Here is a 16,342-nt window from a genome sequence, read left to right as displayed (position 1 = left end):
TTTACGATGAGCAATATTATTGATGGAAAATCTTTAGCAAAGAAAGTTAATCAAGAGACTGCAGATATGGTCTCAGAATTAAACGAACAAGGTAAGAACCCTTGTCTAGCTGTGATTATCGTCGGCGATGATCAAGCTAGCCACCGCTATGTGAGAAGCAAGCATAAGAAAGCTCAACAATTAGGAATTAAGTCAATCGTTAAGGCTCTTCCTGCAGAAACCACTGAAGACGAATTATTGAACATATTGAACGACTACAACCATGACGATGATATTGATGCAATTTTGATTCAATCACCACTACCAAAACACATCAACGAAAAATACGTTATGAGTCAAATTAACCCAGATAAAGACGTGGATGGATTCCAAGTGATTAATTCTGGTAAATTATTCTTAAATGAACAAAGTAATTATCCCGTGGCATGTACACCAAAGGGTGTCATGACTATGTTTGAAGAATATGGTATTGATTTGAAGGGTAAAAAAGCAGTTGTAATTGGTAGAAGTACCATCGTTGGTAGACCAATGGCAGCCTTATTAATCAATGCTGGTGCAGAAGTAACAGTGTTAAATCATTATGCAAATATTAAAGAATACACATTAGACGCGGATATTATCGTATCTGCTACTGGTAAGGTTAATACAGTAACAGAAAGTGATGTAAAAGATGGCGTAGTTGTAATTGACGTTGGTCAAAACGTGAATGATGAAGGTAAATTAGTTGGAGACGTTGATTATGATGGTATTGCTAAAAAAGCCTCATACATAACTCCTGTACCTGGTGGTGTTGGTCCAATGACCATCGCTACATTGATGAGACAAACCGTAGAACTATCAAAGTGGAGTGATATTAATGGGTAATGATTACCTAAGTGTTAGCGATTTAACAAGCTATATTAAGAAAAAGTTTGATCGTGATCCTTATTTAGATAAGGTTTATTTAACTGGTGAAATTTCTAACTTTAGATTGAGACCGGCACATCAATACTTTAGCTTGAAGGATGATAACGCCAAGATTAGCGCTATCATGTTTAAATCCGCTTTCGATAAGGTTAAGTTTAAACCCGAAGAAGGAATGAAAGTATTAGTTACTGGTAGAATTTCAGTCTATGAAGCAACCGGTAACTATCAAATTTATATTGATCACATGGAACCAGATGGTGTTGGTGCCTTGTATCAAGCATATGAACAATTAAAGAAAAAGCTATCTGATGAAGGATTATTCAACGCCCCTAAAAAGGCCTTGGAAAAGTATCCAAAGAGAATTGCGGTAGTTACTTCACCTAGTGGGGCTGTTATTAGAGATATTATTACAACTACTAGAAGAAGATATCCAATTGCTCAAATCGTTTTATATCCTGCCGTCGTGCAAGGTGATGCAGCCGCTTCCGATATTGTTAGACAAATTAATCGTGTGAATGAACGCGGTGATTTTGACACATTGATTATTGGACGTGGTGGAGGTTCGATTGAAGACCTTTGGCCATTTAACGAGGAAATCGTTGCCAGAGCAATCTTTGATAGTAAGATTCCAGTGATCTCTTCAGTTGGACACGAAACAGACACAACAATTGCTGATTTAGTCGCGGATGTAAGAGCAGCGACACCAACTGCCGCTGCCGAACTAGCGGTACCAGTATTGACTGATGTCATGACTGATATTAAAAATGACCAAGTACGAATTTTTAATGCTTTTAGAAACAAATTAAATCAATTACAACAACGTTTAGCTAAAATCCAACAATCATACATTTTCAAGCAACCTGAACGCTTGTATGATTCATACGTCCAAAAGATTGACATGCTAAACGAAAGATTGATGAACGCCCTAAAGGAAACAATCAACCAGTCCGATAGAAAGCTAAATGACTTAGTATATAATCTAAAAATCAATTCACCAAAGAACTTAATCAAAGAACAACAACAAGTTTTACAGGTAAAAGATGACCAATTAAAGAGAAACATTATGTTGTTGATTCAAAATAAACAAAATCAACTAACACAAAGAGTTGATGCGTTAGATCATCTAAGCCCATTAAAAGTTATGTCTCGTGGATTTAGTTTTACAACTAACAGCGAAGGCAAGGTCGTAAAGAAAGTTGACGACATTAAGCAAAATGATGATATTGAACTAAAATTAATTGATGGATATGCGAAAGCAACTGTTAACGAAGTGAAAAAGGAGAGTAAATAATGGCTGAAAAAGCAAGTTTTGAAGATAACATGAACAAACTAGAACAAATCGTTTCCGAATTAGAACAAGGTGACATTCCTTTGGAAAAGGCACTAAGTGAATTCCAAAAAGGTGTTAAGCTAAGTGGCGAACTACAAAGTACTTTGAAGAATGCTGAAAAGACATTAGCTAAAGAAATGACAGATGATGATTCTGAAGTTGCGTTCGAAAAAGAAAGTGAAGATAAGTAATGAGTCAATCTGTAGTTTTATCTGATTTTATTGATGAATATAAACCACAAATTGAAAGTCAACTAGCTAATCAAGTAAAAAAAGATGTTAGCAATGATCAACTGGCTGATTCAATGAGATATTCATTGATGGCCGGTGGAAAAAGACTAAGACCACTAATGAGCATTGCGACATTAAATACTTTAAATCACGAAATGACAGACGATGATTTAAAGGCGATTAGTGCACTTGAATTACTACACACTTATTCATTAATCCATGATGACTTGCCCGCTATGGATGATGATGATTTAAGACGTGGTAAGAAGACTAATCATGTTATTTATGGTGCCGGTTTAGCCACATTAGCCGGTGACGGATTATTAACATTAGCCTTTCAATGGTTAACCGATAATGACCTAGATGAGCATAAAAAGGCTCAATTAGTTTATTATCTATCTAAATTTGCTGGCCCATCAGGGATGGTTGCCGGTCAATCAATGGATATTTTGAATGAAAACAAACAGCTTTCCTTGCATGAAATTAAGAAATTACACGAAGGAAAAACTGGTGCATTGATTAGATATGCCATGATTTCTGGTGGTATTTTGGCAAATGCTAATCATGATGTGATTGATAAGTTAGATCAGTTTGGTGCCGACTATGGTTTGGCCTTTCAAATTTACGATGACATCTTAGATGTTGTCTCCAGTCAAGAAGAACTAGGAAAACCAGTGCACCAAGATGGCGTCAAAAACACTTATACTAATCATTTAGGATTAGATAAGGCATATTCTTACTTAGAAGACACAATTAGCCATAGCCGTCAAATTTTAGACGAATTAAAAGATGAAAATGATGTCGATACAAAATTGTTATCATCATTTTTAGATTACTTTAAAATAGAAAAATAGGAGTAGTTCGCATGAAAAAAGAAAGAGTAGACGTGCTACTTGTTCAACAGGGTATTTTTGATACAAGAGAAAAAGCCAAGAGAGCCGTAATGGCCGGAGAAGTTTTAGGTAAAAACGAAGAACGTTTGGATAAACCAGGTGTTAAGATTCCTGAAGACACAAAGTTGCATTTAAAAGGAAAACCAATGCCATACGTTAGTCGAGGTGGTCTAAAGCTTGAAAAAGCCTTGAAGGTATTTAATCTTGATGTTAAAGATAAGACTGTTTTAGATATCGGATCATCCACTGGTGGATTTACTGATGTGATGTTACAAAATGGTGCTAAAAAAAGTTACGCTTTGGATGTTGGTAGTAACCAACTAGTATGGAAGCTTCGTGAAGATCCACGAGTTGTTGTGATGGAACACACCAACTTTAGATACTCAAAGCTAGATGATTTTACAGAAGGTCAACCAGAATTTGCTTCAATTGACGTTTCTTTCATTTCACTTCACTTGATTTTGCCACCACTAAAAGATATTCTTGTAAAAAATGGCCACGTTGCGGCGTTAATTAAGCCACAATTTGAAGCCGGAAGAGATAAAATCGGTAAACACGGTATCGTTAGAGATCACGCTGTTCATGCCGAAGTTTTGGAAGATATTATAAAATTTGCCGTTAGCGCTGGTTACTCAGTTGAAGGATTAGACTTCTCACCAATCAAGGGTGGCGAAGGAAACATTGAATTCTTAGTAGACTTAAAGTCTGTTGATAATCCTTCAATTAATCCAGATATTTCGATTGAAGATACTATCAAACGAGCTGACGAACTAAAGTAATGAGAGGGAGTCTTTTGATTGCTTGAAAACCTATCAATTAGCGATTTTGCGATTATCGACCATTTGGAAATTGATTTTTCCAATGGAATGACTGTTTTAACTGGTGAAACTGGTGCTGGTAAGTCAATTATTATCGATGCCGTTGGCCTATTAGCTGGTGGCAGAGGTTCACAAAACCTTATTAGAACTGGTAGTAACAAGTTATTAATTCAAGGTTTATTTGTGTTTCCTGAAGATGGTCTAACCTATAAAGTGTTAGATGACATGGGAATTGATCATAGCGATAATAGCGTCATTTTACAAAGAGAAATCTATAGAAATGGTCGTAATATTTGTCGTGTCAATGGGATGCTTGTTAATACCACAATGCTAAAGAAAATTGGTGAGACAATCGTTGACATCCATGGTCAAAATGAACATCAAGAATTAATGCAACCAGAAAGACACGTTCATTTACTTGATGAATTTGGTCATAAACAAATTGGCGATAATTTAACTAAGTACCAAGAAACTTTTGATCACTACCAGCAATTGAAAGCATCAATCAAAGAAAAACGTGGTAATGAAAAAGAATGGTCACAACGTCTTGATATGTTGGAATTTCAGGAAAATGAAATTAGCAATGCTCATCTAGAAGTTGGCGAAGAAGAAGAACTAGTTAGCCAAAGAGACCATTTGCTTAACTATCAAAAAATTGTTGATGCCTTAAACATGAGTTTTAGTGCCATTAACGGTGATGAAACATTCAATCCTTTAGATGTAATTGGTGAAGCCAAGAATTCAATGGAATCAATTGAAGAAGTTGACCCTCAATTTAGAGAAATTTCTGACAACATCAAGAATGCTTTTTACTTACTACAAGATGCTTCTGACAACATTTCTGATCAAATGGACTTACAAGAATTCGACCAAGGTCATTTAGAAGAAATCGAAGAAAGATTGAATGTCATCTACGGTTTAAAACGTAAGTATGGTGATTCAATTGAACAAATCCTAAAGCATTACGATAATGTGGTTAAGGAACTTTCAACCATGCAAGCCGACCAAACTACTGGTGAAGATTTAAATGAACAATATGAATCAACCGTAAACAAGTTGAGTGATTTAGCTGATGAATTGAACACAGAGCGTCACGCTGTCGCAACCAAGCTTGAAGAAGCAGTGCATGATCAACTATCTGATTTATACATGGCTAAGACCGAATTCAAAGTTAACTTTGAAAAGTTACCAATCGGTGAATTTCACAGATACGGAACAGAACGTGTTGAATTCTATATGAGAACCAATCCAGGTGAAGCAATGTTGCCACTATCAAAGATTGCTTCCGGTGGTGAACTATCTAGAATTATGTTGGCATTAAAGACTTTATTCACTAATATGCAAGGTGTTACTTCAATCATCTTCGACGAAGTAGATACTGGTGTTTCCGGTAGAGTTGCTCAAGCAATCGCCGAAAAAATCAGCAAGATTGCGCAAAAATCTCAGGTTCTATGTATTACGCATTTACCACAGGTTGCTGCAATGTCTGATCATCATTACTTTATTGAAAAGAAGATTGATAAGAATCGTACCAAGACAAGTATCATCAAGTTATCAGTTCAAAAACGTGTTGATGAACTTGCTAGAATGTTATCTGGTACAACGGTCACTGATTTAACACTTCAACACGCTAACGAATTATTAAAGTTAGCTGATGAAACCAAAAAATAAATTTGAAAAAATCAGTAAAATAGGCCATAATGGTAGTATTATAAAATTTTGAGGGGTTTTAAAATGGCAAAAAGAGGAATGCTAATTGTTCTTTCAGGACCTTCTGGTGTTGGTAAAGGTACTGTTAGAAAAGCATTGTTTAACGAACCAGACGTTGATTTCAAGTACTCAATTTCAATGACTACTAGAAGTCCTCGTGAAGGTGAAGTAAACGGTAAAGACTATTTCTTTGTTAGTAAAGAAGAATTCGAAGACCATATCAAAAATGGTGAAATGCTAGAATATGCAAAGTACGTTGACAATTACTATGGAACTCCATTGAACTATGTTAATAAGACTTTGGATGAAGGTCATGACGTATTCTTAGAAATCGAAGTTAATGGTGCAATGCAGGTTAGAGCTAATTGCCCAGAAGCAGTATTTGTATTTCTAACCCCACCTGATTTAGTTGTGCTAAAGAATCGTTTAATTGGTCGTGGAACTGATGACATGGACGTTATCGATAAGCGTATCAAGACAGCCGTTTCTGAAATCAAGATGATGAGAAATTATGACTATGCTGTATTAAACGACAAAGTTGAAAATGCTGTAGATAGAATTAAGACTATCGTTAACAGCGAAAGACTAAAAGTTAACCGCGTAATGCCGGATTATCTATCAATGTTAGGAGAAGAAGACTAATGCTATTATATCCATCTGTTGACAAACTACTTGAAAGAGTTGATTCAAGATACTCATTAATCATGCTAGCAAGTAAGAGAGCTCATGATATTGATGCTGGATCACCATTATTATTAGACTCATACAAATCTAGAAAATCTGTTGGTAAGGCTTTCGAAGAAATCGTTGCCGGCAAGGTTGAACTAACTAGAGATAACAAATAATAAATAAATTAACCCTTTGCAGCAATGCAAGGGTTTTTATTTTGATTTTTTGATACAATATAGGTAATAAGTTCTTAAGATATGGGAGGTTTGATTGGTGAATAATAAAAAAATAGCACTATATGTTACCGGAAGTATTGCCGCATATAAGTCATTAACCTTAGCGCGATTATTAGTTAAAAATGGAAACGATGTCAGAGTCGTTATGAGCGGTGGTGCACAACAATTCGTTACACCATTGGCTTTTCAAACATTGACTAAAAACTTTGTTTTCACTGATACTTTTGACGAAAAGGATGCTAATGAAATCACTCATATTGATATTGCAACATGGGCTGATATTTCAATTGTTGCCCCAGCCACAGCAAACACTATTGCCAAGTTGGCTAATGGGATTGGTGACGAAGCAGTTACTACGACACTGCTTGCAACACCTTCTACAAAAGTGATTGTTCCAGCAATGAACAATAATATGTGGGATAATCCTGCAACCCAAAGAAATATTCAACGAATCGAGGCTGATGGTTGTAAAATTATCTATCCAACTTCAGGATTCTTAGCTGAAGGATACGAAGCCAAGGGTAGAATGATTGAACCAGAAGAGATTATCGAAAGACTAGAATTAATGGTTGAACAAGATAATCGATTAGCTGGTAAGAAGATGATTGTCACAGCTGGTGGAACAAGAGAAGCCATTGATCCGGTTAGATACATTAGTAATAATTCATCAGGTAAGATGGGATATGCGATTGCCAGAGCGGCCATGAATGCTGGCGCCGATGTGACTTTAATTTCATCTTCAGAAACTCAACATATCAACGGTAATGTGAACGTTATCAATGTTAGTTCAGCCAGTGAAATGAAGAGTGCGATTGAGGATAACTTCAATGATGCTGATGTTTTAGTAATGGCTGCAGCTGTTTCTGACTACACACCAGCCAAATATTCAGAACAAAAAATCAAGAAAAATGGTGATGAATTAGACATCCATTTGGTAAAAACACCTGATATTTTAAAGGAATTATCAAAGATAAAGGATGATCAATTTGTCGTAGGTTTTGCTGCAGAAACTCAAAACCTATTGGATAACGCCAAACAAAAACTAGCCAAGAAAAAATTAGACTTATTGTTAGCTAATGATGTTAGCAACAAGGCAATCGGATTTAACAGTGATAATAACCAAGTTTCATTTATCGATGAAAACGGGGTATTTAAGAAAAGCGATGTAGAAAGTAAGGATAAAATTGCTAATGAATTGATTGATATCATTAGTGAAAAAATCGATTAAATTAAAGGGGGAGTTAGATTGAATTTAGCAAAAGTAATTGTTGATGTGCCAACAATGCAAACTAACGAACCATATACTTACTTAGTGCCAGATGAGTTAAGCGATAAGCTTCAAAAAGGGATGCGTGTCATTGTTCCATTTGGAAATGGTGGACGCAAAATCCAGGGAATCGTTTGGGATATCGATAATAATGGAACCTTTGACGGTGAATTAAAGGAAATTTCAGGACTATTGGATTTGGATCCGGTATTGAATACTGAATTACTGGACATGTCTAAATGGATGGCAGAAAACACCTATTCCTTTCAAATTAGTTGTATTTTAACAATGCTCCCAAGTGTAATGAGAGCGAAGTATCAAAAACAACTAGTGTTAAATGCTTCAAGTGAAATCGACGACGATATTTTAGCCATTTTTGGTGATGATACTGTCGTTGATTTTGACGTGGATGAATATCCAGCAGCAGTATTAAAGAAGATTATTCAATATCGTAAAGAAAATAAACTTTCTGTCGAATACAAGGTTTCAGATGGTGCAAAGGCTAAAAAGATTTATGCCATTAAACCAAGTCTAACAACTGAACAAGCAAAAAAAGAGTTAACTAAGGTCCGTAAGAACTCAAAGAACCTGATTAAAATTCTAGATTTTATCGTCAATCATAATGATAAAGAGATTGCTCAACGTAAGTTGGTTCATGACTTTGATATTCCTGAAGCTGCGATTAAAAGTGCGGTTGACAAGGGATGGTTTACTAGGTTCTTGCAAGAAGAATACCGTAATCCATACCAAGGTAAAGTTGGCACAAACAAACCGTTAAAATTAAACGCCGATCAACAAAGTGCTGTCGATAGAATTAGTGCAGCAACTAAGCGGAACCAGGATACGGTCTTTTTACTAGAAGGTGTTACTGGTTCTGGAAAGACTGAAGTATATCTTCAATCAATCCAAAAGGCGCTTGAATTAGGCAAGACGGCATTAATGCTAGTCCCTGAAATCTCGTTAACTCCTCAGATGGTAAAAAGAGTTAAAGGTCGATTTGGTAATCGAGTAGCGATGTTACATAGTGGTTTATCAAATGGTGAAAAGTACGATGAATGGCGCAGAGTCAATAATGGTGAAGCTGACGTGGTCGTTGGAGCCCGTTCTGCCATCTTTGCTCCGTTAGATAATATCGGTATCATCATCATGGATGAGGAACATGAAGCTAGTTATAAGCAGGATGATTCACCTCGATACCATACAAGAGACGTTGCTAAATGGCGAGCAACTTTTCACAACTGTCCGTTAGTTTTAGGTAGTGCGACTCCTTCATTGGAATCAAGAGCAAGAGCTACCAAGGGCGTATATCAACTAATCAAACTTCCACACAGAATAAATAACCAAGCCCTACCAGAGGTTAGGGTTATTGACATGAAGGAAGAGGTTAAAAATAGCGGTCAAGAAGATTTTTCATCTGAATTGCTATCTGCGATTAACAATCGTTTACAAAAACACGAACAGATTGTGTTGATGTTAAACCGCAGAGGATACTCATCATTTGTCATGTGTCGTAGTTGTGGTTTCGTATTGCATTGTCCAAACTGTGATATCTCACTTACTCTACACATGGATTCAAGAACGATGAAGTGTCACTACTGTGGTCACGAGGAACCAATTCCTAATAAGTGTAAAAACTGTGGTAGTAAAAAAATCAGATACTACGGTACTGGAACTCAAAAGGTCCAAGAAAAACTTCAATCATTGGTACCCAACGCTCGGATTCTAAGAATGGACGTTGATACCACAAGAAGAAAAGGTTCACACGAACGAATCTTACAAAAGTTTGGTAACGGTGAAGCCGACATCTTACTTGGAACTCAAATGATTGCGAAGGGACTAGACTTTCCTAACGTTACACTTGTCGGTGTTTTAAATGCTGATACCTCACTGGATTTACCTGATTTTCGTTCTAGTGAAAGAACATTTAATTTGTTAACTCAGGTGAGTGGACGTGCTGGTCGTGCAGAGAAAAAAGGATTGGTTTATATTCAGACCTTTAATCCGGATCACTATGCAATTAGACTAGCGCAAAGACAGGACTATGAATTGTTCTATCGTAAGGAAATGAATGTTAGACATCAGACTAACTATCCGCCTTATTATTTCACTGTTAAGATATCAGCTTCTGATGTCAACGAAGCTAAGGCAGCTGCAAAGATGTACGAAATTGCGAAGATTTTAAAGGCCAAGCTAAGTGACCAAGCAATTATGTTAGGACCATCTCCTAGTTCAATCTTAAAATTAAAGAATAAGTACTACTATCAAATTATTATTAAGTATAAAAACGAACCAAATATGAAGCCATGTTTGGAATATATATTAAATCATTATCAAAAGGATGCTCAAAAGGGACTATATGTAAACATAGACCCTGATCCTTTGAACTTTATGTAAGGATGTAGATAAAATGAAAAAAGTTGTATTTATGGGAACTCCATCGTTTGCAGTTCCTGTATTAAAAGGGTTAGTGGAAAGTAACGACTATGATGTACAAGCTGTCGTGACCCAACCAGATCGACCTTTCGGAAGAAAAAGAGTATTAAAACCATCACCGGTAAAGGAAGCGGCACAAGAATTATCGATTCCAGTGCTACAACCTGAAAAAATTAGTGGTAGCGATGAAATGGCTAAGATTGTAGAAATTAATCCTGATTTCATTATCACTGCTGCTTTTGGTCAATTCTTACCGGAAAAGCTATTGAATGCTGCTAAGATTGCCGCAGTTAACGTTCACGGTTCATTGTTACCAAAGTACCGCGGTGGTGCACCAGTTCAATATTCATTGATTAATGGTGATAAGCAAACAGGAATTTCAATCATGTACATGGTTAAGAAGATGGATGCGGGGGATGTATTATCTCAACAAGCATTGGATATTCAACCAGATGATGATACCCAATCATTATTTGATAAGTTAAGTATCATTGGACGAGATTTACTTCTTGAAACCTTACCTAAGGTGGCAGCTGGGGATGTTAACCCAACTCCGCAAGATGAAGACAAGGTGGTATTTTCACCAAACATCACAAGAGAACAAGAAGAACTAGACTTTTCTAAGTCAGCCTTTCTAGTCGATCGAAAGATTAGAGCGCTACGTCCATCACCAAATGCATTTGCCATGATGTTAGGCAAACGTACTAAGTTCTGGAGTGCTAAACCTTTAGACGAAACCACTGACTTAAAACCTGGCCAAGTGGTCGAAAAGACAAAGAAAGCCTTGAAGATTGCCTGTGGAGATGGAACTGTTCTACAACTTTTGGAAATCCAACCTTCAGGTAAACCAAAACAACCAATTAACGCCTTCTTAAATGGTGCAGGTCAATCAATTCAACAAGGAGATATGGTGATAGAAGATGTCAAGTAACCCTAGATTACTGGCTGTAAAGACGCTTAGTAAAATTTCAAACGGAGCATACTCCAACCTACAATTAAATCAAGTCATTGAAAATAGTGACTTAAGCAGTCGTGATATCGCATTGCTTACCAACATTGTTTACGGTGTTATTCAACATCGTTTAACATTAGAATACCAGTTAAACCGCTTCCTAAAGAATGCCAATAAGGTTGATGATTGGGTCAAGGAATTATTGTATTCAGCGATTTATCAAATGGAATACTTGGATAAAATTCCTACTAGAGCCGTCTTTAATGAAACCATCAAGATTGCGAAGAAAATGGGCCATGATGGTATTAGACGCTTAGTTACCGGTGTTCTCCATCAAATTGAAAGAAAAGGGTTACCGGACTTTTCTGACATTGATGATCCGATTAAGAAACTTTCAATCGAATACAGTATTTCTGAATGGATGATTGAAGAATTGAATAAACAAGTGGGTGAAGAGAAGACACTTTCCATCCTAAAGAGTATTAATCAACCTTCAAAGCAGTCAGTGCGTTTTAATTCTAAGTTAATTAGTAAGCAATCATTATCAGATAAACTAAAAGCTGATGGTTATGGTGTACAAAACAGTAAGCTGGTTGATTCAGGACTAATCTTAACCAAGAAGTCTGCTAGTTACAGTGATACTTTTAAGAACGGTCAAATGACAATTCAAGATGAAAGTGCAATGCTACCAGTGGAATCCATGGACATTAAAGAGTCCGATGTAATTCTGGATGCTTGTTCAGCACCTGGTGGAAAAACCACTCAAATTGCAGAACACCTATCCAAAGAAGCTGGTGGCCACGTTGAAGCGTTGGACTTGCACAATAATCGTTTGAAACAAGTGCAAAAGAATGCTAAACGACTAGGTGTTAGTGATGTTTTATCCACTCAAGCATGTGATGCTAGAAAGCTTGATGATTTATATGATGATGAAACATTCAACCAAATTTTAATTGATGCACCATGTTCAGGAATTGGTTTGATTAGAAGAAAACCAGAAATTAGATACGAAAAGAAGATGGAAGATGTTAAAAAGTTAGCATCCATCCAATTGGACATCTTAACTTCTGCGGCCAAAAAACTTAAAAAAGGTGGTAAGCTAGTCTACAGTACTTGTACCATCCTAAATCAAGAAAATTCAGACGTGATTGCTGAATTCTTAAAGCAAAATCCTGATTTTAAACGTGTTGATCCATTTTCCAAAATGGGTATTCCGCTAAATGATGGTTACATTCGAATCTACCCAGATGATTACGATTCAGACGGATTCTTCGTATGTAATTTAATAAAAAATGGTGGTGAATAGAAATGGAAGTTGCTGCTAATTCTGTTATTGGTAAACAAAGAATTAGTAATGAAGATTATGTTGGCTATTTTAAAAATCAACAGGGCGCTTTAATTGCAATACTAGCCGATGGAGTTGGGGGAAGCAATGGTGGTGAAATTGCTGCTTCAACAGCGGTTGATTTTATTGGACAAGCTTTTCAAAATCATCATATTAGTTCAATTATTGATACTAAATCATGGCTATCTCAAACGATTAGCGATGTAAATAATAAGATTGTTGAAATGGGAATTAAGGATGAAAGTTTAAGTAAAATGGCAACCACTGTTGTTGTCGCATTGTTCTTTGGAAATCAATATCTACTAACCCATCTGGGTGATAGTCGTTGTTATCTATTAAGAAGTAGTCAACTTAAGCAACTTACCGTTGATCATTCATACATTAACTTTTTAATTGAAAAAGGCGAAGTTAAAGATGGAGAAAGCATCGATTCCAATTTACAAAACGTAATTGTAAAGGGATTGGGAGTTTCTTCAGATGCGGATGTCGACATCTCAAACATTCAATTTAGACCAGGTGATCAACTATTATTATGTAGTGATGGTTTAACCAAAATGGTTAGTGATGAGACAATCTCAAAAATTTTAAACATGCGATTAAGTGGGAAACAAAAGGTTGATAGTTTAATTGATACTGCCAATGATAACGGTGGAAAAGATAATATTTCCGCTATTTTAATCGATGATTTGGGTTAGGAGTGATCGTTTATGGAAAAAGGATACGTTTTAAATGACCGCTATAAAATCATCGATAAGATTGGTGAAGGTGGGATGGTTAATGTCTATCTTTCATATGATATGAAGGAAAACCGTCTTGTTACAATTAAAATTATTCGAATTGATTTTCAAGGTAGTCAAAAAGCTAAACGTCATTTTAAGTATGAAAAACTAGCTATTAATAAATTAAATAGTAAGCATATTGCTCAGGTATACGACTTGAATCAATCAGGTGATTTACAGTATTTGGTAACTGAATACGTTGATGGACAGGACTTAAAGAATTACATTCAAAAGCACTATCCAATCAGTATTGATAAAGTTATTGCAATCATGACGCAACTAATTGATGCGGTTTATGAAGCGCATAGTCATGGAATTATTCATCGTGATTTAAAACCACAGAACGTGTTAATTGATAAGAAGGGTGTCGTTAAGGTAACAGACTTTGGGATTGCCTTAATTGAAAGTCAAAATGCATTAACTCAAACCAATGCAGTTGTTGGTTCAATTCACTATATTTCACCTGAACAAGCATTGGGCAAGAAGGTTACTACCCAATCGGATGTTTATTCATTGGGAATTATCTTGTACGAATTACTTACAGGGAAAGTTCCTTTTGATGGTGATTCACCAGTAAACATTGCAATGAAGCATACCAAGGAAAACTTGCCTTCGATAATTGAACAAAACAGTCTAGTTACACAAGCGCTAGAAAATGTTGTGATTAAGGCAACTGCCAAAAAATTATCGGATCGTTACAGTTCTGTTTTAGACATGAAGGAAGACCTTCTTACTTCAATGAGCAAAGAAAGAATGGATGAAGCGAAATTACACTTTATGATTCCGAAGACTGAAATCGATGATGGTGAAACCAAGGTCTTGGACCTAAAGGATTTAAACAAATATCATGATCATCATGTAGATGAAGAACATGAATATAAGGATAAATATCGTATCTTTAAATTACTTACATTAATTGTGATACTATTTGCGTTTATTTCGGGAATATTCTTATTCTTTAACTTCACTTTCTTCACCCGAGTAACGGTACCAAACGTTTCCAACATGTCAATTAGTAAAGCTACGAAGGTTTTAAAGAAGTCCCACTTAATCGTCAGCAAGGTGAAATACACTTATAATACTGACGTTGCTGTGAATAAGGTAATTGGTACTGATCCAGCCAAGGGAACCAAGATGATTAACCATTCTGGAATCGTTTTGAAGGTTTCGGGTGGTTATAAGAAGGTCAAGATGGATAATTACCTAGGTGATTCAATCGATTCTGCTGAACATTCATTGACAACAATGGGATTCACGGTTAAAAAATCATACAGTTATGATACTTCATTTAAGTCTGACACCATTCTTAGCCAAAGCATTCGCCCTGGAACTTTGGTGGAACCACATAACACAACAATTAACCTGGTAGTGGCAATTAACACTAGAAATTTTAAGATGGTTAATTTAATTGGTAAGACCGAAGAACAGGCAAGAAACTACGCGAAGGGAAACCATTTAAATGTTAAGGTTTTCTACGAAAATTCTAAGAGTCAACCTGCCGGAAAAGTCTACCAACAAAGTCCATCAACTGGTTTATTGTTAAGTTACGGAGACGAGGTAGAACTTTGGATATCGAAGGGAAGCTCTGATAACCAAAATCTAAGAAGAAGCGTTAACGTATCGGTAAAATTACCTTATAAAAAGGTTGATAGCAGTGGACTAAATAAGATCACAATCTACTCTAATAAGGATGGCGGTAACGAAAAATTTTATCGAACCGTCTATATAAATAAAGATACTACCATCAGCATTCCTTACAGTTTAAAGAAAAATCAAAAACCACAATATCGAATTTATCGAAATGGTGATTTGATAATGAAGTAATGCAAGGTATAATAAAAATAGTAAATAAATTAACGAGGTGATACATTGGCTGAAGGAAAAATTTTCCAATCCCTAAGTGGATTCTATGATATTATTAGTGACGGAAAGATATACCGAACAAGAGCTAGAGGTAACTTTAGAAAAAGAAAAATAACTCCTTTAGTTGGTGATGACGTCGAGTTTGAATCTAGTTCACAAAAAGAAGGATACTTACTAAAGATTTTTGACCGTAAAAATTCATTGGTGAGACCTCCAATTGCAAACATTGATCAAGCCGTAGTTGTTACTTCCGCTGTTCAGCCAGATTTTTCATATAATTTGTTAGACCGTCAATTAGTTGCGGTTGAAATTAACAAAATTACACCAATCATTTACTTTACTAAGACTGATTTATTAGATGATAAACAGTTTGAGTACTTTAAGGGTGTTAAAGAGGTTTATGAACAAGCTGGATATAAGGTTATCCTTCCTAGCAACAGCGATGATAAAGTCGAATCAGTTAATGAAATTAAATCATTGTTTGAAAATAAAGAAACTGTCTTTATGGGTCAAACAGGGGCAGGTAAATCAACATTGTTGAATCAAATCTCTCCAGATTTAAATTTAGCAACTGGTGAAATTTCCATGGCATTAAACCGTGGGAAACATACAACTAGAAAAGTTAGCTTTATTCAAATTAATAATGGATTAGTAGCTGATACACCTGGTTTCTCATCTTACGAAGCTTTTGACATCAGACCTGAAGAACTAAGGGATTACTTCCCTGAATTCAGAGCAAATGCTGATAGGTGTAAATTCAGGGGATGTGTTCACATCAACGAACCTGGTTGTGCAATCAAGGCAATGTTAGATGAAGATGAACTATCACATGAACGCTATCATGATTATGTTCAGTTATATGATTTATTAAAGAATAAAAAACCAATTTATAATAAAAAGAAATGAGGAAT

At 35.9% G+C, this 16,342-nt stretch carries 15 protein-coding genes; all 15 read left to right on the top strand.

Going from position 1 to position 16,342, the window contains the following annotated elements; genetic code table 11:
- The first annotated feature begins 6 nt into the window (after positions 1–6).
- The 15 genes from J3U50_RS02165 (at position 7) to rsgA (ending at position 16,337) form a co-directional block, all read left to right on the top strand.
- Positions 7–864: a bifunctional 5,10-methylenetetrahydrofolate dehydrogenase/5,10-methenyltetrahydrofolate cyclohydrolase gene (locus tag J3U50_RS02165; protein ID WP_187155376.1), complete on the top strand. Its 858-nt coding sequence runs from the start codon at positions 7–9 to the stop codon at positions 862–864.
- Positions 857–2,197 carry an exodeoxyribonuclease VII large subunit gene (gene xseA / locus J3U50_RS02160; RefSeq protein ID WP_301945480.1) on the top strand — a complete coding sequence of 447 codons (1,341 nt, stop codon included), beginning with the start codon at positions 857–859 and terminating at the stop codon, positions 2,195–2,197. The genes J3U50_RS02165 and xseA overlap by 8 nt, the downstream gene beginning before the upstream one ends.
- Positions 2,197–2,427: an exodeoxyribonuclease VII small subunit gene (locus J3U50_RS02155; RefSeq protein WP_034531065.1), complete on the top strand. Its 231-nt coding sequence runs from the start codon at positions 2,197–2,199 to the stop codon at positions 2,425–2,427. The genes xseA and J3U50_RS02155 overlap by 1 nt, the downstream gene beginning before the upstream one ends.
- Positions 2,427–3,320, top strand: coding sequence for a polyprenyl synthetase family protein (locus J3U50_RS02150; RefSeq protein ID WP_054608171.1), 894 nt, complete (start codon positions 2,427–2,429; stop codon positions 3,318–3,320). The genes J3U50_RS02155 and J3U50_RS02150 overlap by 1 nt, the downstream gene beginning before the upstream one ends.
- Positions 3,321–3,331: 11 nt before the next feature.
- Positions 3,332–4,138, top strand: a complete 807-nt coding sequence (locus tag J3U50_RS02145; RefSeq protein ID WP_034531067.1) for a TlyA family RNA methyltransferase — start codon at positions 3,332–3,334, stop codon at positions 4,136–4,138.
- Positions 4,139–4,156: 18 nt separating this feature from the next.
- Positions 4,157–5,848 carry a DNA repair protein RecN gene (gene recN, locus J3U50_RS02140; RefSeq protein ID WP_301945479.1) on the top strand — a complete coding sequence of 564 codons (1,692 nt, stop codon included), beginning with the start codon at positions 4,157–4,159 and terminating at the stop codon, positions 5,846–5,848.
- 63 nt (positions 5,849–5,911) lie between these two features.
- Positions 5,912–6,529 (top strand): guanylate kinase, encoded by a 618-nt coding sequence (gene gmk, locus J3U50_RS02135; protein ID WP_034531069.1) that lies wholly within the window; start codon positions 5,912–5,914, stop codon positions 6,527–6,529.
- Complete coding sequence (gene rpoZ / locus J3U50_RS02130; protein ID WP_041152297.1) at positions 6,529–6,732, top strand: DNA-directed RNA polymerase subunit omega; 204 nt, start codon at positions 6,529–6,531, stop codon at positions 6,730–6,732. The genes gmk and rpoZ overlap by 1 nt, the downstream gene beginning before the upstream one ends.
- A gap of 97 nt (positions 6,733–6,829) precedes the next feature.
- The gene (coaBC, locus tag J3U50_RS02125) at positions 6,830–8,020 is read left to right on the top strand and encodes a bifunctional phosphopantothenoylcysteine decarboxylase/phosphopantothenate--cysteine ligase CoaBC (RefSeq protein ID WP_368042533.1); all 1,191 of its coding nucleotides are present in this window, start codon (positions 6,830–6,832) and stop codon (positions 8,018–8,020) included.
- An 18-nt stretch (positions 8,021–8,038) separates the two neighbouring features.
- The gene (priA, locus tag J3U50_RS02120) at positions 8,039–10,453 is read left to right on the top strand and encodes a primosomal protein N' (RefSeq protein ID WP_301945477.1); all 2,415 of its coding nucleotides are present in this window, start codon (positions 8,039–8,041) and stop codon (positions 10,451–10,453) included.
- 13 nt (positions 10,454–10,466) lie between these two features.
- Positions 10,467–11,423: a methionyl-tRNA formyltransferase gene (gene fmt, locus J3U50_RS02115; RefSeq protein WP_054608168.1), complete on the top strand. Its 957-nt coding sequence runs from the start codon at positions 10,467–10,469 to the stop codon at positions 11,421–11,423.
- On the top strand, positions 11,413–12,750 hold the full coding sequence (rsmB, locus tag J3U50_RS02110) for a 16S rRNA (cytosine(967)-C(5))-methyltransferase RsmB (protein WP_301945476.1): 1,338 nt from the start codon (positions 11,413–11,415) through the stop codon (positions 12,748–12,750). Before fmt ends, rsmB begins: the two co-directional genes overlap by 11 nt.
- A gap of 2 nt (positions 12,751–12,752) precedes the next feature.
- Positions 12,753–13,484 (top strand): Stp1/IreP family PP2C-type Ser/Thr phosphatase, encoded by a 732-nt coding sequence (locus J3U50_RS02105; protein WP_301945475.1) that lies wholly within the window; start codon positions 12,753–12,755, stop codon positions 13,482–13,484.
- A gap of 12 nt (positions 13,485–13,496) precedes the next feature.
- Complete coding sequence (pknB, locus tag J3U50_RS02100; RefSeq protein ID WP_054608165.1) at positions 13,497–15,392, top strand: Stk1 family PASTA domain-containing Ser/Thr kinase; 1,896 nt, start codon at positions 13,497–13,499, stop codon at positions 15,390–15,392.
- Positions 15,393–15,437: 45 nt separating this feature from the next.
- The gene (gene rsgA, locus J3U50_RS02095; RefSeq protein ID WP_301945474.1) at positions 15,438–16,337 is read left to right on the top strand and encodes a ribosome small subunit-dependent GTPase A; all 900 of its coding nucleotides are present in this window, start codon (positions 15,438–15,440) and stop codon (positions 16,335–16,337) included.
- The last annotated feature ends 5 nt before the right edge of the window (positions 16,338–16,342 follow it).

The organism is Lactobacillus sp. B3795, assembly GCF_026535805.1.
Classification (GTDB): domain Bacteria; phylum Bacillota; class Bacilli; order Lactobacillales; family Lactobacillaceae; genus Apilactobacillus; species Apilactobacillus kunkeei_C.
This window is presented reverse-complemented; position numbering and strand designations above follow the sequence as displayed.